At 50.4% G+C, this 22,664-nt stretch carries 23 protein-coding genes and 1 tRNA gene; 11 read left to right on the top strand and 13 right to left on the bottom strand.

Annotation, left to right across the window (positions count from 1 at the left end; genetic code table 11):
• The first annotated feature begins 101 nt into the window (after nucleotides 1-101).
• The 3 genes from AACR41_RS06910 (at nucleotide 102) to AACR41_RS06920 (ending at nucleotide 2,339) form a co-directional block, all read left to right on the top strand.
• Nucleotides 102-197 (top strand): photosystem II reaction center protein T, encoded by a 96-nt coding sequence (locus AACR41_RS06910; RefSeq protein ID WP_012306584.1) that lies wholly within the window; start codon nucleotides 102-104, stop codon nucleotides 195-197.
• A gap of 182 nt (nucleotides 198-379) precedes the next feature.
• Nucleotides 380-925 carry a transcriptional regulator NrdR gene (gene nrdR / locus AACR41_RS06915; protein ID WP_012306583.1) on the top strand — a complete coding sequence of 182 codons (546 nt, stop codon included), beginning with the start codon at nucleotides 380-382 and terminating at the stop codon, nucleotides 923-925.
• 433 nt (nucleotides 926-1,358) lie between these two features.
• The gene (locus AACR41_RS06920) at nucleotides 1,359-2,339 is read left to right on the top strand and encodes a 30S ribosomal protein S1 (protein ID WP_012306582.1); all 981 of its coding nucleotides are present in this window, start codon (nucleotides 1,359-1,361) and stop codon (nucleotides 2,337-2,339) included.
• Between the two features lie 141 nt (nucleotides 2,340-2,480).
• Here the strand turns inward: AACR41_RS06920 and pgeF are convergent, their stop codons facing one another.
• Complete coding sequence (gene pgeF, locus AACR41_RS06925; RefSeq protein ID WP_030007273.1) at nucleotides 2,481-3,269, bottom strand: peptidoglycan editing factor PgeF; 789 nt, start codon at nucleotides 3,267-3,269, stop codon at nucleotides 2,481-2,483.
• A gap of 173 nt (nucleotides 3,270-3,442) precedes the next feature.
• Here pgeF and pyrH point away from each other — a divergent pair, with 173 nt between their 5' ends.
• The 3 genes from pyrH to AACR41_RS06940 all read left to right on the top strand — a co-directional run bounded on the left by pyrH (nucleotide 3,443) and on the right by AACR41_RS06940 (nucleotide 5,047).
• Nucleotides 3,443-4,165, top strand: coding sequence for a UMP kinase (gene pyrH / locus AACR41_RS06930; RefSeq protein ID WP_012306580.1), 723 nt, complete (start codon nucleotides 3,443-3,445; stop codon nucleotides 4,163-4,165).
• Complete coding sequence (frr, locus tag AACR41_RS06935) at nucleotides 4,152-4,700, top strand: ribosome recycling factor (protein WP_012306579.1); 549 nt, start codon at nucleotides 4,152-4,154, stop codon at nucleotides 4,698-4,700. The genes pyrH and frr overlap by 14 nt, the downstream gene beginning before the upstream one ends.
• Nucleotides 4,701-4,774: 74 nt before the next feature.
• Nucleotides 4,775-5,047: a DUF6439 family protein gene (locus AACR41_RS06940; protein WP_012306578.1), complete on the top strand. Its 273-nt coding sequence runs from the start codon at nucleotides 4,775-4,777 to the stop codon at nucleotides 5,045-5,047.
• On the opposite strand, the gene AACR41_RS06945 is transcribed toward AACR41_RS06940, so the two are convergent.
• Nucleotides 5,044-7,572, bottom strand: coding sequence for a mannose-1-phosphate guanyltransferase (locus AACR41_RS06945; protein WP_012306577.1), 2,529 nt, complete (start codon nucleotides 7,570-7,572; stop codon nucleotides 5,044-5,046). The two genes, AACR41_RS06940 and AACR41_RS06945, sit on opposite strands and share 4 nt — an antisense overlap.
• A 252-nt stretch (nucleotides 7,573-7,824) precedes the next feature.
• A tRNA-Met gene (locus AACR41_RS06950) sits at nucleotides 7,825-7,901 on the bottom strand.
• A 201-nt stretch (nucleotides 7,902-8,102) separates the two neighbouring features.
• On the opposite strand from AACR41_RS06950, the gene AACR41_RS06955 reads away from it, so the two are divergent.
• From AACR41_RS06955 to ruvX, 3 genes are all read left to right on the top strand, one after another.
• A complete protein-coding gene (locus tag AACR41_RS06955; RefSeq protein WP_052349671.1) occupies nucleotides 8,103-8,957 on the top strand; it encodes a hypothetical protein in 855 nt (284 codons plus the stop codon).
• Between the two features lie 83 nt (nucleotides 8,958-9,040).
• Nucleotides 9,041-10,228 (top strand): GNAT family N-acetyltransferase, encoded by a 1,188-nt coding sequence (locus tag AACR41_RS06960; protein ID WP_012306575.1) that lies wholly within the window; start codon nucleotides 9,041-9,043, stop codon nucleotides 10,226-10,228.
• A gap of 9 nt (nucleotides 10,229-10,237) precedes the next feature.
• The gene (ruvX, locus tag AACR41_RS06965; protein WP_030007276.1) at nucleotides 10,238-10,672 is read left to right on the top strand and encodes a Holliday junction resolvase RuvX; all 435 of its coding nucleotides are present in this window, start codon (nucleotides 10,238-10,240) and stop codon (nucleotides 10,670-10,672) included.
• Nucleotides 10,673-10,802: 130 nt separating this feature from the next.
• Here the strand turns inward: ruvX and AACR41_RS06970 are convergent, their stop codons facing one another.
• A complete protein-coding gene (locus tag AACR41_RS06970; RefSeq protein ID WP_012306573.1) occupies nucleotides 10,803-11,243 on the bottom strand; it encodes a hypothetical protein in 441 nt (146 codons plus the stop codon).
• A 209-nt stretch (nucleotides 11,244-11,452) separates the two neighbouring features.
• Nucleotides 11,453-12,232: an SPFH domain-containing protein gene (locus AACR41_RS06975; RefSeq protein ID WP_030007277.1), complete on the bottom strand. Its 780-nt coding sequence runs from the start codon at nucleotides 12,230-12,232 to the stop codon at nucleotides 11,453-11,455.
• Nucleotides 12,233-12,378: 146 nt separating this feature from the next.
• Between AACR41_RS06975 and AACR41_RS06980 the strand changes: the two genes are divergently transcribed.
• Nucleotides 12,379-12,600, top strand: a complete 222-nt coding sequence (locus tag AACR41_RS06980; protein WP_256378154.1) for a pilin — start codon at nucleotides 12,379-12,381, stop codon at nucleotides 12,598-12,600.
• A gap of 53 nt (nucleotides 12,601-12,653) precedes the next feature.
• On the opposite strand, the gene AACR41_RS06985 is transcribed toward AACR41_RS06980, so the two are convergent.
• The 4 genes from AACR41_RS06985 to AACR41_RS07000 all read right to left on the bottom strand — a co-directional run bounded on the left by AACR41_RS06985 (nucleotide 12,654) and on the right by AACR41_RS07000 (nucleotide 16,389).
• Nucleotides 12,654-13,322, bottom strand: coding sequence for a hypothetical protein (locus AACR41_RS06985; RefSeq protein WP_030007279.1), 669 nt, complete (start codon nucleotides 13,320-13,322; stop codon nucleotides 12,654-12,656).
• A gap of 146 nt (nucleotides 13,323-13,468) precedes the next feature.
• Nucleotides 13,469-15,154, bottom strand: coding sequence for a GTPase HflX (gene hflX / locus AACR41_RS06990; protein ID WP_030007280.1), 1,686 nt, complete (start codon nucleotides 15,152-15,154; stop codon nucleotides 13,469-13,471).
• 57 nt (nucleotides 15,155-15,211) lie between these two features.
• Nucleotides 15,212-15,679: a surface-adhesin E family protein gene (locus tag AACR41_RS06995; protein ID WP_030007281.1), complete on the bottom strand. Its 468-nt coding sequence runs from the start codon at nucleotides 15,677-15,679 to the stop codon at nucleotides 15,212-15,214.
• A 134-nt stretch (nucleotides 15,680-15,813) separates the two neighbouring features.
• The gene (locus AACR41_RS07000) at nucleotides 15,814-16,389 is read right to left on the bottom strand and encodes a TerD family protein (RefSeq protein ID WP_012306570.1); all 576 of its coding nucleotides are present in this window, start codon (nucleotides 16,387-16,389) and stop codon (nucleotides 15,814-15,816) included.
• Nucleotides 16,390-16,407: 18 nt separating this feature from the next.
• Between AACR41_RS07000 and lpxD the strand changes: the two genes are divergently transcribed.
• Entirely contained in the window at nucleotides 16,408-17,433 is a 1,026-nt protein-coding gene (gene lpxD, locus AACR41_RS07005) for a UDP-3-O-(3-hydroxymyristoyl)glucosamine N-acyltransferase (protein WP_030007282.1), read from the top strand.
• Here the strand turns inward: lpxD and dusB are convergent.
• From dusB to AACR41_RS07025, 4 genes are all read right to left on the bottom strand, one after another.
• Nucleotides 17,430-18,530: a tRNA dihydrouridine synthase DusB gene (dusB, locus tag AACR41_RS07010; RefSeq protein ID WP_339367630.1), complete on the bottom strand. Its 1,101-nt coding sequence runs from the start codon at nucleotides 18,528-18,530 to the stop codon at nucleotides 17,430-17,432. The genes lpxD and dusB overlap by 4 nt on opposite strands.
• Complete coding sequence (locus AACR41_RS07015) at nucleotides 18,514-20,271, bottom strand: EAL domain-containing response regulator (protein WP_045442060.1); 1,758 nt, start codon at nucleotides 20,269-20,271, stop codon at nucleotides 18,514-18,516. The genes dusB and AACR41_RS07015 overlap by 17 nt, the downstream gene beginning before the upstream one ends.
• 33 nt (nucleotides 20,272-20,304) lie before the next feature.
• The gene (locus AACR41_RS07020; protein ID WP_012306566.1) at nucleotides 20,305-21,312 is read right to left on the bottom strand and encodes a PhoH family protein; all 1,008 of its coding nucleotides are present in this window, start codon (nucleotides 21,310-21,312) and stop codon (nucleotides 20,305-20,307) included.
• Nucleotides 21,313-21,443: 131 nt separating this feature from the next.
• Nucleotides 21,444-22,163 (bottom strand): response regulator transcription factor, encoded by a 720-nt coding sequence (locus tag AACR41_RS07025; RefSeq protein WP_030007285.1) that lies wholly within the window; start codon nucleotides 22,161-22,163, stop codon nucleotides 21,444-21,446.
• Nucleotides 22,164-22,664 lie beyond the last annotated feature (501 nt).

Below are 22,664 nucleotides of genomic sequence, written 5' to 3' on the forward strand. Positions count from 1 at the left end.
AAACTTAAAATCTCAATTATCAACAAAACCCCAACTGAGGATCCGAACAAAAAAATGTTAAAGTGAAGCAAAAGTTCAAAACCCAAGGATTTTTTAAAAACATGGATAGTGTTGCTTACATTATTGTGCTAGCGATGGCGTTATCGGTTCTCTTTTTCGCGATCGCCTTCCGCGAACCCCCCCGTATCGAAAAATAAACTTTGATTTTCTCATACCAACCTTTGAAGATCATCCCTGAACTAAAGCGAAAAGTTTGTCTTTTGGGGCAGATTTTTTCTTGGTTCAGGCTTTCTCCATTTTCCCCCAATCATTAGGATGCACCGATCAGCGGCTGCCAAATTTCGCTCAGATCGGCCAACTTTTTTCTGTTCCAATCGTTATGCAATGCCCCTATTGTCAACATACTGATAGTCGCGTTTTAGAGTCAAGATCCACCGGCGCTGGACGGAGTATTCGTCGTCGTCGCGAATGCCTCAGTTGCAAACACCGTTTCACCACCTACGAGCGGATCGAATTTGTGCCCATCTCTGTGATCAAGCGCAATGGTCAAAGTGAAGCCTTTGATCGCTCTAAAATTTTGCGGGGTATGGTGCGGGCCTGCGAAAAAACAACCGTTTTACCCTCGACCCTAGAGGCGATCGCCGAAGAAATCGAAGCCCAACTCCAACAGAAGCCCAAGCGCAGCATTACCACAGCCCAAATTGGGGATTTGGTATTGCATCGGCTCCGCCAAGAAAGTGAAGTCGCCTACGTGCGTTTTGCTTCCGTGTACCGTCAGTTCCAAGGAGTCGATGACTTTATCGAAACCCTCAGTCATCTCCAGGACAACGCCGAGCAAGCCAACCTCTGGATTCAAACCCTCAATGAAGACGAAGAATCAGAAGATCTGACTTCTCCCTCAGTCCTAACGCCCTCTGCAAACTAGATTAAACGAGATTTATTTTGTTGATCCCGTTCCCCTGCAGTGACAGCCGAAAAAATAAGCCTGGGAACTTATGGATCTGCGCCATTTTTTGAGATACTATTGATATCCTGTATCTTAATATATTTAACTTTTACATTTTAAGATATGTACCCTGCCATACTGCGTTGATCGTAGTACGGTTTTTCTTGCTGCTGTAAATTACTTATCAAGATGTCATCAAGCATTCAAATTTGAAGACATCCAAGGCTCCCGTAATTTACCCAAAGCTAGTCGAGGCGATGCTTTCCCATCCCTAGACTATTTCTCCCACCAAACATATGTTATGAAAAAGCCATTTTGGGTTGTGCCTTAAATCCCAAAGGTCGGTCGCATATCGAGGTTGGAGGTCAGCAACAAAAGTTCAGGAGATTAAACACTAGGAATAGAAACACACATGGTCAGTCAGAACACAGCTACAGTAGATATTGGTTTTACCCATGACGATTTTGCCGCTCTCTTAGACAAATACGATTATCACTTCAGCCCTGGAGATATCGTTCCCGGCACCGTATTTAGTATGGAGCCAAGAGGTGCATTGATCGACATCGGCGCGAAAACCGCAGCATATATTCCCATCCAGGAGATGTCCATTAACCGTGTGGATACTCCCGATGAGGTTCTTCAATCTGACGAAACCCGTGAGTTTTTCATTCTCACCGATGAGAACGAAGATGGTCAGCTTACCCTCTCCATCCGCCGCATTGAATACATGAGAGCGTGGGAACGTGTCCGTCAACTCCAAGCAGAAGATGCGACGGTTCGCTCTTTGGTATTTGCCACCAACCGTGGTGGTGCTTTGGTGCGTATTGAAGGGTTGCGCGGTTTTATTCCCGGTTCTCACATCAGCACTCGCCAAGCGAAAGAAGATCTCGTCGGCCAGGAACTGCCTCTCAAATTCCTCGAAGTCGATGAAGACCGCAATCGCCTCGTCCTCAGCCACCGTCGGGCACTGGTTGAGCGGAAGATGAATGGCCTAGAAGTCGGCGAAGTCGTTGTGGGTTCTGTCCGTGGGATCAAGCCCTATGGTGCGTTTATTGATATCGGCGGTGTCAGCGGCCTGCTCCACATTTCTGAAATCTCCCATGACCACATTGATACGCCCCACAGCGTCTTCCAGGTGAACGACGAACTGAAGGTAATGATCATTGATCTCGATGCGGAACGGGGTCGGATCTCCTTGTCGACGAAGCAGCTTGAACCCGAACCGGGCGATATGCTCAAGAACCGTGACCTTGTGTTTGAAAAGGCCGAGGAAATGGCAGAGAAGTACCGCGAAAAGCTCCGGGCTGAAGCGGCTGGTCTGACCGTTGAAGATCAAGTGGACGAGAGCGAAGATCTCGATACTGATGATGAATACATGAGTGCAACAGAGTAGGGTGAAGTAGTTGCGGAAACCAGGTATTTTCCTCTGGGTTCCACAAGCTTTTTCTATAAACTGCACAACTGATTGCAAATTTTAGCGATGAAGGGAGGTACTGCAAAGGCCTCTCTTTTTTATCGAAACTTTCGCCTGGGGTTAGCGGGAGACAATTCCTGACCATTGCACGTTTTTTTGGTTGCTGCGGCGATAGGAAAAGAAATGTTCAGGCTGTTGGTAGGTGCAGTGGGGGGCGATCGCCATTTGCCCAAGATCTAGACCCAACTGCTCAAGCTGTAATTGATTGACGCGACGAACATCAAGGCGCACTTTTTCATGTTCATCATCGGGCAGGATCGGCGAATCCAGGAGATTTTCCAGGGCGAGGAGCATCCCATCGAGATCATCTGCAAGATCCTGCAAGCCTAAGCTGACTCCCATCTCGACGGCAACATCGGTGGAGACTTGGTAAACTTCGCCACTGATGGCCGGGCCAAGGGCAACTAGCAAATCTTTTATTTCAGAACCCGCATCGAGAAACTTTTGAATCGCTTCGGGGATAATTCGTTTGGCAGTGCCCCGCCAGCCTGCATGGACAGCAGCGACTTTTCCGGTGCGGCGATCGCCAATGAGTGCTGGCGTACAATCTGCTGTGGCGACAAAAACCGCCTGTTGGGAAGCCGTTGAAACAATCCCATCCGCTGGCGAAAAATGCTCCCCTTCCCAATTAATTTCGTGGGGCGTGAGGACGGTATTCCCATGAACCTGTTTGACACGGTAGGCCGGGATTTCCGGATGGAAAATTCTCACAAGATTTTCTGGCAGTTCCGGGGCAAAAGCTTGGGTGAAAAAGCCATGGTGCCAAGGCTCTAGCAGCTCACAGGTCAAATAGGGTCGCCCTTCCCATTTTTGCCAATGCCATTGATCTGCGACGGTGACTGCGCCCATTGCCGTTGCTCCAGTGATAATTTTTGATTTAGATTCACTTTAATAATCTAAATGGTAATAAAAAATAAAATACTTTTTCAGGGCGCAAAGTTTTCTTGGGTCGGGCCGCAATTTCCGAAAAGCTGCTATTTTAATGGAGGCAAAACGCGAGTTAGATAGGAACGGGACAACCGATGGCGTACCAACGTGTTCTTTTAAAGCTGAGTGGTGAGGCTCTGATGGGGGATCTCGGTTACGGGATTGACCCGCAAATCGTATCAGACATCGCCAAAGAAATTGCGGAAGTTGTCTCCAGCGGTGTGCAAATTGTGATCGTGGTTGGCGGTGGCAATATTTTCCGTGGGGTACAGGCTTCGGCTAAAGGGATGGATCGGGCCACGGCAGATTATATTGGCATGATCGCGACGGTGATGAATGCGATGACCCTCCAGGATGCCCTCGAACAAATCGATATTCCGACCCGAGTCCAAACGGCGATCGCCATGCAAGAGGTCGCAGAACCCTATATCCGGCGACGGGCTATCCGGCATTTAGAAAAAGGCCGGGTGGTGATTTTTGGCGCAGGCTCCGGGAATCCCTTCTTTACCACCGATACCACCGCTGCCCTGAGGGCCGCCGAAATTGACGCCGAAGTGATCTTCAAAGCCACCAAAGTTGATGGGGTTTACGACAGCGATCCAGCGAAAAATCCCGCAGCAAAACGCTATGAAAGCTTGACCTATGCCCACGTTCTCGCCAATGATTTAAGGGTAATGGATGGGACGGCGATCGCCCTTTGCAAAGAAAACGACATCCCAATTATGGTGTTTAATCTATTTGAGAAAGGCAACATTGTCCGTGCCGTTAAAGGTGAACCAGTTGGAACAATCGTGGGAGGTTCCTGTGCAGTTAAGTGAACTTAGAGAAAATATGCAAAAGACCATTGAGGCAACCCAGCGGTCTTTTAATACCCTCCGGACAGGGAGAGCCAGCGCCTCTCTCCTCGACCGGATTACGGTGGAATATTACGGTGCAGAAACTCCCCTAAAATCGTTGGCGAGTATTTCGACACCCGACTCCAGCACTATCATGATCCAACCCTTTGATCGGGGTAGTTTGAGTGATGTGGAGCGGGCCATTTCCATGTCTGATTTGGGTCTGACCCCCAACAATGATGGGACAAATATCCGCTTAAATATTCCGCCGTTAACGAAGGAGCGCCGTCAAGAATTGGTCAAAACGGCTGGAAAATTAGCTGAAGAAGGAAAAGTTGCCCTCCGCAATATTCGCCGTGATGCCATTGATGATGTGCGCAAACAGGAGAAAAATAGCGACATTTCCGAGGATGAATCCCGTAGCTTACAGGACGATATCCAGAAGGTGACGGACGAGTTTACGACAAAAATCGATGACCTGCTCAAGATCAAAGAAAAAGACATTATGACGGTCTAGGGTCGCACTCGGTAGACTAGAGGGAGGCCCTAGGGCCTTCTTTTTTGTTGAATATCCTAGAAATTGGTATTGTGATGCATAGTTTAACGTCTGATTTAACAGCCATTGATGCGCTAGAACTGGCCCAAGCCCTCGCTGCAAAGTTGGCGATCGCCCCCAATGATTGGCACAGATTAAAAGGCAATCGTAAAGTCCAAGCCCAACAACATTTATCTGCGGCTCTGGTTTTTTTGTTGAATGACAATCCCGCCGCCGCCCTGCAACATCTAGAACAGGCCCAAGGATGGTTAGACCGGACAATCTCCGCGCCCCCTTGTCCCGACCATGGTCGTAAAACCGCGTCCTAAAATTCTGGCATATCGCCGTTTTGTTCCCGTTCGATGAAGCTCTGCACCTTGTGGCGATAATCCCGCAAGGATTCTTCGACCCATTCCCGACTTTCACTGTTGACGTAAATATGTACTAATGGTTCCCCAGCGTCGGGCAGCACCAGCACCCAGTTATCCGAAACCGGATCAATAATTTTGACGCCATCGATCAACACCAGGCGATCGCTCTCATGGATTTCGACCAAGTGCCGCATCAAAGCTCCCTTCACCCGCCAGGGACAACGCATCGTGTAAGACTTGTGGAAAACGATTGGTAATTCTGCCCGAATTTGACCGAGCGATCGCTCTTGGATGGTCAACATTTCAATTAATTTGGCGATCGTAAACATCGCATCAAAGCCAGGGTGCAGCTCCGGGAAAATAAAACCCATGTCTCCACTTCCCCCTAACACCACATGGGGATTATTCCGGCAGGCTTCCATCAGAGCCGTGGGGTTAGCTTTGGTGCGGATCACATGGCCATCATGGCGGCGGGCAATTTGTTCTACGGCACTCGACGCATAGATGGGCACCACGACGGAGCTGCGCGGACTGGCCGTGAAGAGAATGCTCGTCAGCAAGGCCGTGAGGCGTTCCCCATAGATAGATAGTCCCGATTCATCGACGAGGGTGAGTTGTTCTCCGTTGGCGGCAACCTGTACTCCCATGCTGGCGCGTAGGGCTTCTACCACATGGCCCAACTGCAACAGTAGGGATTCTTTCTCTTGGCCCACAGGGGAATTTTGCTTAAGGCTAGCGTTTAGGACAACGGCATCACAGCTAAATTTATTCAAAATAGTCGGCAAAACAGCACCAGATACGGCATAGGCGTAGTCAATGACCACCTTTGAGCCACTATTCATCAAGGCACCAATATTGAGGTGATCTTCAAAGCGCTGACTATATTGCTCAATAATTTGCGCCGGACAGGACATTTCGCCAATTTCGGCGATCGCCACCCGTCTTAAATCCTCTTTAAAATAAACCCCCTCGATTTTCTTTTCCTTCGCCTTAGAAATATTGATCCCTTGGCTGTCGAGAAATTCAATTAGCAGATGATCCGACCGTTCCGGATGAAGCCGCACATGAATTCCCCCTTCCACATCTAGAATATTCGCCATGGTCCGGGCGATGGGAATTGCTGTGGCCTGGAGATTTTGCACGCCAATCCCCGCCGACATTAACCCCGCAATCAAGGAACGACTCACCATCCGCGAGACACTGCGCTGATCCCGTGAAACTAGCACCATCGAGCCAATTTTTAAGGTCGAACCGTAGGCCGCCCCCAGCTTGACGGCAAATTCGGGGGTGATATCAATATTGGCGAGGCCAGAAACCCCCCGCTGACCAAACAGATTCCGCTGGGCCGTGCTGCCCCAGATGAGGTTGATATTCACAATTGCCCCCGCCTCAATCCGTTTATTGGGCCAGATCCGCACGCCAGTACCAATGTGGGCTTCTTCTTCCACGGTGGATAATGCCCCCACCACGGCCCCTTCTAAAATATGGGCGCGGCGATCAACCCGGCTTCCCCGCACCACCGTACAGGCCCGCAACTGCACTTCATCGCCCAAGACCACGCCGTTCCAGAGAATAGGACGCTTGAGGTCAGAATCAGCACCGACGGTCACGTTATCGCCAATGACCGTACCGGGTTCAATGTGAACTCTAGCCCCAATGCGGCAGTTATCACCAATCATCGCCGGGGGGGAAATCGTCGCACTGTCGTCAATAAAGGTATTGTGGCCAATCCAAATCCCAGGCGATCGCTCTTCATAGGAATATTCCACATGGACTTTCCGGGCGAGGGCATCGTACTGGGCTTTACGGTAGGCATCAAGGTGTCCGACATCACACCAGTAGCCATCGGCAATGTAGCCATACATCGGTTCTCCCCGGTCGAGGAGCAGGGGAAAGAGATCCTTCGAGAAGTCGCATTCTTCGTTTTCCGGGAGATATTTCAGCACCTCCGGTTCAAGGATGTAAGTGCCTGTGTTGACGGTATCGGAAAAAATTTCACTGGTGGAGGGTTTTTCGAGGAAGCGACTAATTTGTCCGTTTTCTTCGGTGATGACGACACCAAACTCAACGGGATTGGGAACACGGGTAAGAACCAGGGTCGCCTTGGAACCTTTTTCACGGTGGAAGGCGATCGCCGCCGCGAGATCAAAATCCGTAATGCTATCCCCACTAATCACCACAAAGGTTTCGGTAAGCAGTTCTTCGACATTTTTGACGCAGCCCGCCGTCCCTAAAGGTTGCTCTTCTTCTACGGCATAATGCATTTTGACACCAAACTCGTGGCCATCCTGAAAATAGTCCCGCATGATGTCCGGCACATAGTGGAGCGTGGCAATCACTTCGGTAATGCGGTGGCGTTTGAGTAGATTAATAATATGCTCGGCAATGGGGCGATTGAGCACTGGCACCATCGGCTTCGGTAAATCACAAGTCAGGGGACGCAACCTTGTCCCAGCACCACCTGCCATTAAAACTGCACGCATAAAAAATCTCCGCTGTACCGCAATATCAAAATACGCGGCGGACTCAGCCAAAAAATTCCCTGGGCGATGTCGCGATCAAAGAAGTTCTCTGGTTGTCCCGCTGCCTCTCTTACTTTGGCATTGTATTGTGGAGTTCTCGGTTTGACGGCAATGGTTCGCTAACAAGAGACAATCTTTAAAATTAGAATGCTCAATACTGCCTAAAACAACAAAACCCCACCTGGAGGTGAGGCATTGCTTTCTGATTCGATTTGGTGGCGGGAGGCGGATTTGAACCACCGACCTTCGGGTTATGAGCCCGACGAGCTACCAGACTGCTCTATCCCGCGGCGCTTTTACTAGCATAAACCCCCTCAAGAAAAATGGCAACCCCCCAGGAAAGATTCTTGGGGATCTGAAGAAATCTTCACCAGTGAAACGAGCAAGAACCAGCTTTTGGCAAAACAATCAACGGGGGAAGGCGATCGCCTAAAATGGGGACGCAGATTTTCTGCTGCTGTGTGATGTTTTGTAATTTTTGGGCGTAACCCATGAGCCAAGCTGATCCCCGAGCTTCCCTGAGCCGTCTCAAACAAACCCTAGCCCAATTGCAACAGGTGGTCGCCGACCTGGAAACAGGGACTAGCCAAATTCCAACGGCGGCCCTCGATACCCTGAGCACCGACACAGAAAATTTGATTCGGCAACTACAGCAGCAACCGGAAGCGGCGATTAATCCTGTGGTGGAAGTGCCTGCGAATACTCCTGGGGTTGAAGTACCGACCGCCCCAGTGCCCAAGGTTAAACCCCGGCGTGTTGAACCGGTTCCCCAACGTCCCCGACGCAAGCCCTGGTGGCAACAACAGAAACTTTGGCTGGGTGCCGCAACGGCGGCGATCGCCTTTATTTTTCTCTGGAAATTCACGACCCAAACGCCCCAACTCAGCGAAGATATTGCCCAAACACCCTCCACTGAACCCACCGAGGAAGTAGCCCCAGAGACCCCCCAACCGGAAACACCAACCCAAGCGCCCAAAGTTTCAGAGCCAGCCCCAGCCGCCAGCGCAGAACCCCCCAAACCCCTGACCCCAGAACAGCGCCTGATCGCGGCAATCCAGGCCCAGTTAGATGAAGTTACCCAACCCTATGGGGACAACATTGTGCGCACGATCCAGGCGGATTTTGACACCAATACCCTGCGGATTACGGTGGGTGATGCTTGGTATCTCTTGCGAGAAGGACTTCAGGATCGCCTCGGTATGGAGGTTTTAGACCTAGCCCAGTTGCTCGATTTTAAAAAGATGGTTGTGGAAGATTTAGCCGGAAATTTCGTGGCGCGGAATCCGGTCGTGGGCGATCGCCTTGTGATTGTGCGGCGCTATCAAGATTTCCAGGGGGCAAGCTGAAGCTAGGTCTGAGTCGGTGCATTCAACCCATAAACCCGTTAAGATAGGGGCAACAGCGGACTGAATTGGGGACAATACTGACCATGACAGCGGGAATGAGCAAACAAGGCAAAGTATCCATCCGGCCAGTACAGTATCGAGATCTCACGGCGATCGCCAATTTTGCCAGCGAAGCGGATCTAGATGGGCCTTCTCCCCTCGATATGCCCCTTGAGGATCACCTCGAAAATACCAAGAATTTTTACGGCCTCGTTAAGTTACTGAGTTTCTTTCCAAATCCTAATCAGTACAGTTTCCACGGCTATGTGATTGAAGTCGATGGCCAGCTTGTGGGCTTTGTGAAGATTTCCCCCTTCAATTCCTCCCAAAGCACCTGGCGCGTTGAACAGGTAATCATTGATCCCCATTTTCCCAAATTGCAATACCACGGCTCCGCCAGAGACCCAGGTTCAGCCCTGCTCCGTTATTGCTTTGACCATGTCGTGGAAGCCCGCAACTGGGTCTTAGAGGTGAATGTTAACGCCCAACAGACCCTCAGCCTTTACCGTCAAAATGGGTTCCAGCCCCTCGCAAAACTGACCTACTGGGCGATCGCCCCGGAAATTCTCAGTGAATTGGCCCTCCAGGAACCCGCCCTACCCAATTTGATGCCCGTGGGTAATGCTGATGCTCGCTTGCTCTACCAACTCGATACCGCTTCCATGCCGCCAATGCTCAGGCAGGTCTTTGATCGCCACGTTCAAGACTTTAAGAGTGCGCCCCTCAGCAATTTAATCTGCCGCGTTAAAAATTGGACGCAGCACGTGGATGTGGTCGAAGGATACGTTTTCGAGCCCCAACGGAAAGCCGCCATCGGTTATTTCGCTGTGCAATTAGCCCACCAAGACCACAAACCCCACCATGGCCGCCTCACGGTACACCCGGCCTACACCTGGCTCTATCCGGAATTGATGATCAAAATGGCCCAGATCGCCCAGATCCGACCAGAACAACCGCTTTTGACTACCTCTACGGATTACCAGCCGGAACGGGAAGAATTTTTTGAAACGGTGGGCGCAACCCCCAGGGAGCATACACTCCTCATGTCTCGCTCGGTGTGGCACAAAGTGCGGGAATCCCAGCCCCTCGAAGCGTTGCAATTATCAGGAGTCCTCCAGGGTTTGCAGCCGATGCGATCGCCAATCCCCAGCCGCATCCATTGGTTTAAAAATCATCCCAGCCTAAAATTGCCAAAGGAATCACCGCAGCGGGATTTCTTCCCGGAAAATTAGGCACAGCAGATGAAACCAGTGGCAGCATTGGGCCTGGATATTGGCCGTAAACGTATTGGGGTGGCTGGCTGTGATGGTCTGGGGCTGTTGGCGACGGCTTTGACCACCATTCAACGCACCACTTTAGAGGCAGATTTAGCGGCGATCGCCCATTGGATCGAACAGCGCCACATTCAAGTTTTGGTGGTGGGTCTGCCCTATGCCATGGACGGCAGCCTAGGGAAACAGGCGAAACAAACCCAAAAATTTGCCCGCAAATTGGCAGAAGCCTTTGGACTCCCCATCGAGTATGTGGACGAACGCTTAACTTCCGTCGAAGCCGAAAACCAACTCAAGGCTGAAAAGCAATATGACCGTCAACAAAAGGGCCTCGTCGATCAGCGAGCAGCCCAAATTATTCTGCAACAGTGGCTAGAAACAAGACAGTGTACCCCGACTTCCTAGGTGACCGTTTATCAAGCCCCCCGGCCCCCAGTTTGGGGGAGATTTTCAGGCAAATCAGTGGGCCAAAGTCCCCCAATTTGGGGGATTTAGGGGGCCGATCTAGGGATTTATTAATTTTATAAATGATTTCTTAGGTGACAGCATCAGAATTCCCTGAAGCGAACAATTCAAAGGCTTTTTGGGAAAATCGTTGGAGGCGATCGCAGACATCTTTAGCGGGTTGATAGTCGCCGACCAGTTGCCACTGGGCAATGGTTGAGAGCCGCCAAGCTTCCCCCTGGTGATTAAAACCTGCCGTTTCAATGCCGATAAAGGTTTGCACTTGATCCAGGGGGTCTGTAAAAAAGCGAATTTGCACCAGCATACTCCGACTTTGGAAACGGGGACTCCAGCCCGGCAGGTGAAAGCCAATGTCAATGGAATCTGGGTCCATCCATTCACGGGTTTCGGGGTCATTGCGCCAGGGTTTGAGGTCGGCCCTTGCATCGGGGAATTCGGCCCGGAATAAATTCACCACCGAGGCAATTTTCGTCGCCAGCTCAACGCCTAAGGCCCGTTCTGATGCATTCACGTTTAACCTCCTCGGAATCTAGTAGACATATCTCAAGCTTAACGAGTTGTGTTCTACGCTAAGGGAGAATTTCGCAGTTTTTTGACAATTGGTTTACAATCCCGCGAAAATTTGCCCCTTTACAATTGTTTTAGCATCTGGGTGAGCCGTTGTCGGATGCTTCTGGGCGTCAGAAATCAAGGGATCTCGTATTTTTTGCGCCTAATATTTTAGCCACGTTTACCAATTTCGAGGAGTTTTGCGGACAGCATATCTGAAATGATCACCCCAGACATATCTGTACCTTCGAGGGTTGCTAAGGTTTGCAGTTGTAGATAAAGACGTTGAGCTTGCATTTGCGGAATATCCAATTCAACCATGAGGGTTCGGATGGCTTGGCTTTCACCTTTGGCATAGATAGATTTAGCTGCCACTTTTTTCAATTCGACGTAACGTAGGCGGCGAGCATTCTCGGCGACTTCATCAAGAAGGATACTTGTGACACGAATAGGTTCAAGGCCAACCAGGGTTAAACCTTTCGCCTCGAAATCGGCTTCGATTTTCAGACGCAATTCTAGGGCCAAGCTACCGTCTTCTTCGTTTTCACAAATTGATTCAATGGGGAGACGCTTGAGAACATCGCGGGCAGCCGCAAGGAACCAAGTCTGGATATATTGTTCCAGTTCTAAGGTTTGGGATTGGTCATTCGTTCGGACACAATCATAAAGACGTTGAGAATTGGCAACTTTGTATTCAATTGAGGCATAAAATTCTTGAATGGTGCCATCGGGGATATTGATCCGTTGTCCGAAAACATTGGTGAGGCTGGGTTGAACCGGAATAATACAAACTTTTTTTTCTAAACCCAAGGGCAGTTGGAAATCAAGCCCCCCCGATGCAAAACGGCGTTTCCCAAGACGCTCCATTACCCATACTTCGCGATCAGGAACAATATGCAAGTTTGTGGCAACGAGAAAAACAATCCCGGCAAGCAGAAAAGCCCAAATCATAGATACAACCTAAGAAACCATCGCTTTTTTTAGGTATCCTATCACTACTTTTGTGACACTACCGGAATAGCTCTGGTAACTCAGGGAGTTCGAGGTCGCCCAGTCCCCAGACCATTAGCTTCCAAAACCCGATTAGTGCCAGTTCTATTCCTGAGTTGATCTCCGATGTGATTAACGCTGCTCTGGGGATTCTGGCTGCTATTACGGTAGTGGTGCTCGTAATCTCTGGCTTTCGCTATATGATCAGCTCTAATCTAGGAGAGATAGCCCAAGCTACCCAAGGAATTACCAATGCTATTGTAGGGTTGATTATTATTGTGGGAGCCTTCCTGATTACTGATTATGTCATTTCCGCTTTAGTAAGTTAAAAAGGAGAATTTAAATAGAATTCTCCTTATGTGAATTGGACAACAATCCGATATCAATGAATGTTTACAACAACTTGTCCGTTATATAGAGTTTGCTCTGAAGGTAGTACATTCAGTACTACTGTTCCTGAGGTTACAGACTCACTTGTGAAAGGTAATTGTCTACAGGTCCCAGAATTATCTATCAAGGTCACTACACCAACCGGAAGATTCTGGCAAAACGCTTGGTAAGAATCATTTGGCATAACTGGAGCTTTAGGAGCCCCTTCGTAAGTCTGTGATCCGTTACTAATGTCAATCATATTGGACTTACTATTGGCATAGGTGATACTAACTTCACCTTCGGCAGAAATAGTCTGTCTTGGCTCTAGAGTCACCTCCAGAGGTTGTCCAGGAATGAACTCGTAGGTTTTTGTCGGTGTTCCAGTAGGAGCTTCGGCCTGCTGGGGAACCTGACCAACTGACGGATCAGCCGTCGCTCGATCTGAAGGCCCGATATTAATCGGATTCGAGACAGCCTTGTTATCGGCCGCGATCTCTTGAGGCGAGCGAGTGTCAATCGCACCAATGAAAGCAAGATGAGAGCGCGTACTGATCGCCAACCCAATCACAGAGATGACCAGCAGAGCCAGCGACACCTTTCGCTGAAAAGACTTCATCCAGAGCGAACCACCCAGAGAAAACAGAGCCAAGGCCCCAAACAATTGCATGAGAAAACTCATGAAACAATCTCCTTAGTATTACAAAAGACCTGCATACTTCGTATTTACGAGAAAAGCCTCAAAATATCGTGAGAATTTGCTCAGGCAACCCCAAGAATTACCAATACCATCATCAACTGAATGACTATGTAATTTCGACATTGTTGTCATAATACCAACATTTGAGCAAGCCGTTGCCGCAGGGTTTCAAAACCCAGGCGATCACTGGCAGAAATATAAACAGCGTGTGGATGGCGCAACTTCGCCTCCTGGAGCGCTTCACTAGAAACTTGATCCAGCTTATTAAAAACCAACAGGGCTTGGGCTGGCATAATCGGCATTTCCCCCAGGATTTTTTCGACGGATTCTAACTGATGTAGCCAGGCAGGATGGGACAGATCCACCACATGGATCAACGCGTCGGCTTCGGTGACTTCTTCGAGGGTCGCCCGAAACGCATCCACCAAGGCCGGAGGCAACTCATGGATAAAACCAACGGTATCCGTTAGTAGGATTGTCTGGGTTTGAAAGGCTTCATCGGTGAGGGTCAAGCGCCGAGTCGTGGGATCGAGGGTCGCAAATAGTTGATCCGCCGCATACACTTCAGCATTGGTGAGGGCATTAATCAAGGTTGATTTACCCGCATTGGTATAACCGACGATCGCAAAGGTGGGCACATCCTGCCGTTGCCGCTGACTGCGCATCCGGGAACGGTGGGCTTGGAGTTGATCGACTTCCTTTTGCAAGCGACTGAGGCGACTTTGGATCGTGCGCCGCTCTGTTTCTAATTTCGTTTCTCCAGGGCCACGGGTGCCAATACCACCCCCCAAACGGGACATGGCTTGACCCCGACCCACGAGGCGCGGCAACAAATATTCCAATTGCGCCAATTCCACCTGGAGTTTTCCGGCGCGAGACTGGGCCCGCTGGGCAAAAATATCGAGGATTACTTCCGTGCGATCGCAAACTTTTACCCCCAGTTGTCGTTCGAGGTTGCGGCCCTGGGCGGGGGACAGATCCCGGTCAAAGACCACAAGATTCGCGCCGAGGGTTTGTACCTGGAGGGCAATTTCTTCTACTTTCCCGGTGCCGACAACGGTTTGGGGATGGGGCGTACTGCGTTTTTGTTCCAGGGTGAGCAGCACTTCCCCCCCGGCGGTATCCACCAAGCGGGCCAGTTCCGTCAAACGATCCTGGAAAGGGCGATCACCAATATCTGATGTTTGTAGACCCACAAGAATCACCCGGTCATGGCTTTGATCGACTTGTTGGGCGGTAAATTCCCGGCGAAACTCCGCCTCTAGTCCTTCAACGAAATCCAGAAAATCCTGTTGGGAAACCTCTTCTAGGGCTTGGGACTCAGAAACAAGCCAATAGGCATGGCTCGGATGGGTCTGGGGCAAGAGGTGAGCCACATAGACATTTTTCACATAGCCAGCGGCCCCTCGACCCCGTTTGGTCGTCCCCGTCCCCGTTAACGTAAAGCTCACGAGGGCGTCTAATCGTTGCAGTACCATCGCCGTTAAGCTCGATTCCTTGGGCGGTTCATCCTTCGGGCTGGCGGTCAAGCAGCGGATACCCGATAAACGCTCGGCACCATAACGGGGCAATTCTAAAGGGGGAATTTGGGTTTGTCGGGGCGAACCAACTCCCACTCGGATCACCTTGCCCCGGCGATTGAGATAAACACAAACCGCTTGGTTTAGCTCTGTGCTTAGGGCCGCGATCCGTTGGGCTAATTCTGGAGTCGTGAGGCGATCGCCAGGCACAGCCTGTTGATACAGTCGTTGCAACTGCTTGAGTTGACTACTTTTAAGACCTTTGAGATTACCGTGAATAGTATCGATGGGCAGCTTCCTAGAACGAAATGAATGCTAAATAATCATTAGAATATCGTGTCGAAATGTTTTCTATTCGTCAAGGCGAGGGGCCGCCGCCGTATCGGTGCGACCATTGCCACAGACAAAGTCTAGGAGGCTAGCTCCCGTCGAACCGGGGGAAACCGTATTCACTTCCCCTTGATCGCCGTAGTTTTTGTAAAAATCAGTGTTTTCGCCGTTGAGGATAAATACCGAAATTTCCCGTAGACGGGTGACCCGCCGGGAGCAGTCCCCAGAATAATAGGCCCGGGCATGGTAGCGCAATTCCTTCGAGGTGCTATCTCGGTTGACCGCTTCTACTTCCCACCAAGCAAACGGCCCCTGCCGTCTGATGGTTGTGGGGTTAACGTATAGCTCTTTTTCCATGTACTGGCCGTAGTCTTCGTCGTAGCTGCGACTGGCTACCACCTGTACCAGTTCTGCCTGAGCGACCAGGGGAATCGCTAAAATCCCCGTGGCGATCGCCAACGTGCGCCAAAATTTTGAAAAATTACCCATTGCCCGTCCTCCGCAAGGCATCAGCATCAAAAATTGGGGAAGGGTTTTGAGGCGATGTTTTAAAAAATATGCGATCGCCCTCTGTTCTACTGGCTGGGAACTTCCCCAAATTCCTCAACCAGCAAGCCAAAACCCTATTGATAACGGTCGAGCAGCGTTTGTAAGCCCCCTTGGTAACCATCACCAACTGCGTTGAGACGCCATTCGCCCCCTTCATTAACGACCTCTGCCATAATCAGAGCCGTCTCAGTGGAAAAATGCTCCTGGAGGGAATAACGCAGTACCTCCGCTTTCGTTTCCACGTTCACTAACCGGACATAGGCATTTTGCACTTGGCCAAAGTTCTGGCGACGCGCTTCCCCGTCATAGATCGAAATCGCAACCACAATTGTGGCGACATTTTCCGGCACTTTCCGAAAATCAATGATCATCACTTCATCGTCACCTTCACCAGCCCCCGTGCGATTATCCCCCATTAATTTGACGGCTTGTTCAGGATCGGGACTCGTCAAGTTATTGTAAAAAATGAAGTGCTGGTCTGAAATGAGCTTGCCATTATTCCCTAGCATAAAAATGGAAGCATCAAGGTCAAAGTCTGCCCCTGTGCCCTGTTGCTTTATATCCCAACCTAAACCAATAAAAGCGGCGGTGAGGCTTGGTGCAGCTTTCTTGAGGGAAATGCCTTGGCCCTTGTTTAGATTAATCGTCATTTTCTATAGCTAAATTCGATGAACGTTTCTGAATTAATTCAAGTTTTAAAGTCTGATCTCATTATCGATCATTCCCTCGGAAGTGACCCGGAGATTACGGGGGTCGCCGCTATTGATGCCGCAAAGTCCCAGGAAATCAGCTACATCGAAGGGGGGAAATTTGCCGCAAGGGTCGATACAACGGCAGCTTCGGCGTTAATCTTGCCAGCGGATGAAGATTTGCAACAACGGGCGACGGCTCGCGGTTTGGCTTGGCTTAGTACCAAGGAACCGCGTTTATTGTTCGCGGCGGCGATCAAGGTCTTTTATCAACCGTTTCGTCCAGCACCGGGGATTCATCCCACCGCTGTTATTGATCCGTCGGTGCAGTTGGGTGAAGATGTCTCGGTGGGGGCCCATGTGGTGCTTTATCCGGGGGTAAAAATCGGCGATCGCACTTGCATTATGGCCAATGCGGTCGTGTATCCCGATGTGGAAATTGGTGCGGATACCTTACTCCATGCCAATTGCACAATCCACGAGCGGGCCAAGATTGGCAATCATTGTGTGATCCACAGCGGCGCAGTGATTGGGGCAGAAGGATTCGGCTTTGTGCCCACGGCCCAGGGCTGGTTCAAGATGGAACAGTCGGGGATTGTTGTCCTCGAAGATGGCGTTGAAATTGGCTGCAACAGTGCGGTGGATCGGCCCGCCGTCGGGGAAACGCGCATTAAAACCCAAACCAAACTGGATAATCTCGTCCATGTGGCCCATGGGGGAACCATCGGCGCGAACTGTGCCCTCGCGGCCCAGGTGGGTCTAGCGGGAGGAGTGACCGTCGGGAATAATGTGCTCCTTGGGGGTCAGGTGGGCGTTGCGAACCAAGCAGTGATCGGTGATGGGGCGATCGCCACGGCCCAAACCGGGATTAATAATCGGGTCGCCCCTGGGGAAATCGTTTCTGGTAGTCCGGCAGTCCCAAATGCGGTTTACCGGAAAGTTTCGGCCATCTACAAGCGTTTACCGGAAATGTACGAGGTGTTCCGTAAGCTCAAGAGGGGTTAAATCACCGCCAATTGGGGTGTTTTGACGGCGGGAATACTGGCTTGGTTTTGTACCTGCTCAATGGCTTCATCGAGGAGGGCCTGACCTTCGGCGACGGTGTTGATTTTGTTAAGGCGATCGCGAAAATCTGCGGCCCCCGGAAAATCGCGGCAATACCAGGTCAGGTGCTTGCGGGATTGGTAAATGCCCTTTTGTCCTTTGTAGGCCCAGAGCCCGTCCAAATGTTCCTTGGCGCACTGGAGCAATTCCACCACGGTTGGTTGGGGCCGCCGTTGTCCCGTTTTGAGGAAATGGTCAATTTCGCCGACTAAAAACGGATAACCCAAGGTGCCCCGGGAACACATCACCCCATCGGCCCCGGTTTCTTCCAGGCAGGCGATCGCCGCATCCACGGAAAAAATATCGCCGTTGGCAATTACCGGAATCGAGAGGACTTCTTTGACTTTTTTAATCCACTGCCACTGGGCTTTCCCGGTGTAACCCTGGGCCCGGGTGCGACCGTGCACCGTCAGCATTTGCGCTCCGGCATCTTCTAACCGGCGGGCAAAGTCAACAATCACGATTTCGGCATCCGCCCAACCAATGCGGGTTTTAACGGTCACAGGCACATCGACGGCTTCCACCACTGCTTTAACGATCGCCACCGCCACCTCTGGTTGCCGCAGGAGAGAACTACCGCCTCCCTTGCGGGTAATTTTATTCACCGGACAACCCATGTTGATGTCGATGGTTTGGGCGCCCTCGGCCACAGCTTTTTTCGCTGCTTCCCCCATAAAATCAGGGCGACAGTCAAACAGTTGAATGCTGATCGGCTGCTCCCCTGGGTCAATCTCCATGAGCCTCGGTAAGGTCTGGAGGTGGTGGACTTCCTGGGCGCGCACCATTTCGGTGTACATCATTGAACTGGGGGCGTAGCGACGTACCAGGCGACGAAATACTAGATCCGTGACCCCCGATAGGGGCGCTTGGAGGACACGGCTCTGGAGGGCAACGTTACCGATTTTTAAGGGGCTATCCGGCAGGGAGATTGGCGGCGATCGCCTTGGGTCAGAATTCACTGAATTCACTGGGGCCATGGTGTTAGGGGTCAGGGGCATCAAAGATTACCGAATCATGGGGAAATATTGTCTTGGACAAGAGTAGCTGTTCTAGTTCTGGGGCGCTCATCGGATAGCCCAATAAAAAACCCTGGGCGCGATCGCAGTTGAGTTGCTGCAAACACTCTAATTCTGTCTCGTTTTCAACCCCCTCCGCAATCACTAAGCGTTTCTGTTGGTGGGCCGTGTTAATTAGCGATCGCACTACTGTCTGTTGTGCCGATTTTTGGTGGATGTTGCGGATTAAGCTGGGGTCTAGTTTGAGGAAATCAAAGGGAAATTTTTTGAGGTAAGCCAAAGAGCTATAACCCAGACCAAAATCATCCAGAACAATTTTGACACCGAGGGTTTTAATCGCCTTGAGGCGGCGAATGGTTAACGGGGCATTGTCTAAGAGGGTTGACTCCGTGAGTTCTAACACGAGGTTTGCTGGGTTTAAGCCATTTTCAATCAGTAAGTGGCTCAGATCTTGGTGGAAGTGGGGTTGATTAAATTGAGTCGCCGAGAGGTTGACCGCCATTTGGAACGTTTGATGGTCTTGGTTTGCCCAGCGGCGGAGCTGACGACAGGCTTGGGTCAGCACAAATTGATCGAGAAGTTCGAGTAAACCGATGGGTTTGGCGATCGCCAAAATTTCCTCAGTCAGAATAGAAGCCCTCAGGGGATGTTCCCACCGCAGCAGGGCCTCCGCCCCCACCATCTCTTTTCCTGGCAGTTGGCATTGGGGCTGATAATGAACCGTTAACTGATGCTGGTGATAGGCGTCCCGCAGATCATCGGCTAGATCAAGGCCCTTGGGGTAACTTTGCGGCGTCATTGCGTTGGCAAATTGATAGCGCGGCTCCCCTAAATTTTGGGCCTGGCGCTGGGCGGCCTGGGCCTGGGCGACCAAATCCCTGAGATTGTCGGCATCCTGAGGATACTCAGCAATCCCTAGGCTCACGGACAGGAAAAACTCCTCGGTGGCAGTGGTTAAAAATTGCTCGAAAGCAGCAAGGATTTTCTGGGCGATCGCCCCGGTATCGGCCTGGACATAGGCGCGATTTAAAACGAGGCAAAATTCCCCCATCGCCAAACAAATGACGCGTCCCCGTCCTTGAATGACCTGATTTAAACGATTGATAATGGCCTGGTTGAGATGATCTATTTCTTGGGGTTCGAGGTCATCACAGATTCGGTCAAATCGTTCAAAACCAACGATAAATAGCGGTAACGCTGTCGTCTCATTCCTCCGGAGGGTCAAGGCGATCGCCTCAAAAGTTTCCTGGAGGCTAAAGCGATCGCCACAATCATGCTTTAGGTCGGGGGGCATTGTCTGGGGCGCTGCCTTTGCAGAAGAAGAGTCTGGGTGGCTATAGTGCTGTTGCAGGGAAGATAACTTACTCAAACGGATGGCGATCGCCGACAATAATTCTTCTTTTGTAAATGGTTTTGTTAAATAATCATCCGCTCCCAAACGCATTCCCTGGCGAATGTCCTGTTTTTCCGCCCGGGCCGTTAAAAACACAAAGGGAATCATCGCCGTTGCCGCTTCGGCCTGGAGCTTTTGCAAGACCCCATAACCATCTATCCCCGGCATCATCACATCACAAACAATCAAATCCGGTTGGTGCGCCAGGGCTAACTGCACACCCTGATGTCCCCCGGCGGCTTCTAGGACTGCATATTGCTGCTGCGTTAGGATTTTGCGGATTAGCTTCCGCACAATATCATCATCTTCAATGACTAGAATTGTCGTCATAACAAAATAGGTGATTAGGGTATGGCCCCCTTGCTACCCTCCTTTCGTTTGTCCCAAAGGCCGCCGTTTTTGGCTGGTCGTACCATGGCTCTCAAATCGATCATAGGCGCTAACGATTCTCTGGACGAGGGGGTGACGCACAACATCAGCATCTGTCAGATAACAAAAGCCAATCCCTTCTACAGACTGGAGAATCTTACTCGCCATAATCAATCCCGAAGACTGATGACTCGGCAAATCCGTTTGGGTGATGTCCCCGGTGATCACCATCTTAGAACCGAAACCCAACCGTGTCAGCACCATTTTGAGCTGGGCTGGGGTCGTATTTTGGGCCTCATCGACGATCACAAAGGAATTGCTGAGGGTGCGTCCCCGCATATAGGCTAATGGTGCGATTTCAATGCGCCCTTTCTCCATTAGTTCAGGCAGTTTCAGCGGATCGATAAATTGGTAGAGGGCGTCATATAAAGGACGCAGGAAAGGATCAACTTTTTGTTGCAAGTCCCCCGGCAGAAAGCCTAGTTTTTCCCCAGCTTCCACCGCTGGCCGGGTTAGAATCAAACGCTCAACCTCATCCCGGAGCAGGGCTTGGACGGCTAAGACTGAAGCGAGAAAGGTTTTCCCGGTACCCGCCGGCCCAATGCCAAAGGTGATGTCATGTTTTTGAATGAGTTGGATGTATTGGCGCTGTCGAAATGTTTTGGCGCGGATATATTCGCCACGCCTGGTTTTTCCTAGGGTCTGCTTTTGGAGGTCTTGGTATTCTTCGACTTGATGGGTATCGATGGCATGGAAGGCCGTCAGGAGATCTGGTTGGGAGATGTGTTGGGCTGTTTCCCAAAAAGGTTGCAGAAAATAGAGCGCTTTAATGCAACGATTAACGGCCTTTTCGCGACCTCGCACCAGTAGCTCTTGTCCCCGTAAGACCACAGTTGTGCCGGTGTGCTGGGATAGAAATTTGAGGTTTTCTTCCTTGACGCCAGAGAGGGCGATCGCACTTTCTAGGCTGGGGAGTTGAATGGTTTGCGAGGTTTCACTCATGGGCAAAGCAAAAAAATAGACCAGCCTTAATTATAGGCAGCAGAGGGAAGAGAAAAGACCAAGATAGGGTTTCGGCCCCTCACTTTTGGGGGGTCTTTTCCTGTCAGATGACGCTACAGACTGGGCACTGATCAGCGGGTTTCGCTAAAGGAGTTTAATGTTGTTTCAAACATATAGCCCACACCCCGCACAGTTTTGATGGGGTTTTCTTGCTGCATGAGGTTGTCAAGTTTGCGACGAATTTGTCCGATATGGACATCTACGACCCGTTGATCGCCTAGGTAATCGTAGCCCCACACTGCTTGAATCAGTTCTGAGCGCCGCCAAACTTTGTTCGCATTTTTCGCGAGGAAGTGGAGCAGGTTGAATTCTAGGGCCGTTAGGTTGACGGGTTCTCCCTTGACAGCGACCACATGGCGCATCGGGTCAATGTTTAAATCGGCAAAATCTAGGCTTTGGTCTTGGGCTGGGGGGGCAACGGGCGATCGCTGACGGCGGAGGATCGCATGGACACGATGTTCAAGCTCAATAATGTCAAAGGGTTTAGTCAGGTAATCATCTGCCCCTTGGGTAAAGCCTCGTACTTTATCGGTCGCATCGGTGCGACTGGTCAGAATCAACACGTAAGTATCCTTCGACTCCTGCATTTGCTCACAAAGGGCATAGCCGAGGGTATCTGGCAGATTAATGTCGAGGATTACCAGGTCAGGACTAAAGGATTGAAATGTTTCTTTAGCGGATTGTCCATCCGTCGCTGCTGCCACTGCATAACCTTTCTGCCCGAGAAATCGAACAATTAGTGTGCGAATTGCTGGATCATCATCAACAACTAAAATTTTGGCACCGGCCATAGACTCTTCAAGATACTTTCGGCGAATAGTAAATCAAGGCTTCAAACTAAAGCTTGTTTGATTAGTGTGCGATCATATTCCTCCCTAACACATTATTTTAGTGTAATTCTGCGAAAAGTCTATGGCGATCGCCCTGAGCCGCCCCAGAGTTTTTAAAAATTCAATTTGACCAGTGGGCAAGCCCTAAAAATGGCCTGAAGGGAGCCAGAACATAAAAAGCAACTTTTGCTGCTTTCCCAAACTCCACGACGGCTTTCCGAAGTAGAAAATTTTACCTTCTTCTTTTTTTGATAATTTTAGACAACCTTTGCCTGTTAAATTAATTGTGTTAGAAAAAAGATGCATCACCAAGCTTTCAAAATTGAGACTTCAATTTATCCCAAGAAGTTAGAGGTAGACTAGATTCAGACTACTAAACGAAGGTCATCAATACCCCTCTTGCTTATGTAATATTTGTTTACTATTTTTGAGCATCGAAACATATCTTGAATTTTTATTTAA

This window comes from Picosynechococcus sp. NKBG042902 (assembly GCF_963864045.1).
Taxonomy (GTDB): Bacteria; Cyanobacteriota; Cyanobacteriia; order Cyanobacteriales; family MRBY01; genus MRBY01.

What these genes read in the sequence shown, in the direction of transcription:
- AACR41_RS06910 (WP_012306584.1), top strand. Translation starts at nt 102, where the DNA reads ATGGATAGTGTTGCTTACATTATTGTGCTAGCGATGGCGTTATCGGTT.
- nrdR (WP_012306583.1), top strand. Translation starts at nt 380, where the DNA reads ATGCAATGCCCCTATTGTCAACATACTGATAGTCGCGTTTTAGAGTCA.
- AACR41_RS06920 (WP_012306582.1), top strand. Translation starts at nt 1,359, where the DNA reads ATGGTCAGTCAGAACACAGCTACAGTAGATATTGGTTTTACCCATGAC.
- pgeF (WP_030007273.1), bottom strand. Translation starts at nt 3,269, where the DNA reads ATGGGCGCAGTCACCGTCGCAGATCAATGGCATTGGCAAAAATGGGAA.
- pyrH (WP_012306580.1), top strand. Translation starts at nt 3,443, where the DNA reads ATGGCGTACCAACGTGTTCTTTTAAAGCTGAGTGGTGAGGCTCTGATG.
- AACR41_RS06940 (WP_012306578.1), top strand. Translation starts at nt 4,775, where the DNA reads ATGCATAGTTTAACGTCTGATTTAACAGCCATTGATGCGCTAGAACTG.
- AACR41_RS06945 (WP_012306577.1), bottom strand. Translation starts at nt 7,572, where the DNA reads ATGCGTGCAGTTTTAATGGCAGGTGGTGCTGGGACAAGGTTGCGTCCC.
- AACR41_RS06955 (WP_052349671.1), top strand. Translation starts at nt 8,103, where the DNA reads ATGAGCCAAGCTGATCCCCGAGCTTCCCTGAGCCGTCTCAAACAAACC.
- AACR41_RS06960 (WP_012306575.1), top strand. Translation starts at nt 9,041, where the DNA reads ATGACAGCGGGAATGAGCAAACAAGGCAAAGTATCCATCCGGCCAGTA.
- ruvX (WP_030007276.1), top strand. Translation starts at nt 10,238, where the DNA reads ATGAAACCAGTGGCAGCATTGGGCCTGGATATTGGCCGTAAACGTATT.
- AACR41_RS06975 (WP_030007277.1), bottom strand. Translation starts at nt 12,232, where the DNA reads ATGATTTGGGCTTTTCTGCTTGCCGGGATTGTTTTTCTCGTTGCCACA.
- AACR41_RS06985 (WP_030007279.1), bottom strand. Translation starts at nt 13,322, where the DNA reads ATGAGTTTTCTCATGCAATTGTTTGGGGCCTTGGCTCTGTTTTCTCTG.
- AACR41_RS06995 (WP_030007281.1), bottom strand. Translation starts at nt 15,679, where the DNA reads ATGGGTAATTTTTCAAAATTTTGGCGCACGTTGGCGATCGCCACGGGG.
- AACR41_RS07000 (WP_012306570.1), bottom strand. Translation starts at nt 16,389, where the DNA reads ATGACGATTAATCTAAACAAGGGCCAAGGCATTTCCCTCAAGAAAGCT.
- lpxD (WP_030007282.1), top strand. Translation starts at nt 16,408, where the DNA reads ATGAACGTTTCTGAATTAATTCAAGTTTTAAAGTCTGATCTCATTATC.
- dusB (WP_339367630.1), bottom strand. Translation starts at nt 18,530, where the DNA reads ATGCCCCTGACCCCTAACACCATGGCCCCAGTGAATTCAGTGAATTCT.
- AACR41_RS07015 (WP_045442060.1), bottom strand. Translation starts at nt 20,271, where the DNA reads ATGACGACAATTCTAGTCATTGAAGATGATGATATTGTGCGGAAGCTA.
- AACR41_RS07020 (WP_012306566.1), bottom strand. Translation starts at nt 21,312, where the DNA reads ATGAGTGAAACCTCGCAAACCATTCAACTCCCCAGCCTAGAAAGTGCG.
- AACR41_RS07025 (WP_030007285.1), bottom strand. Translation starts at nt 22,163, where the DNA reads ATGGCCGGTGCCAAAATTTTAGTTGTTGATGATGATCCAGCAATTCGC.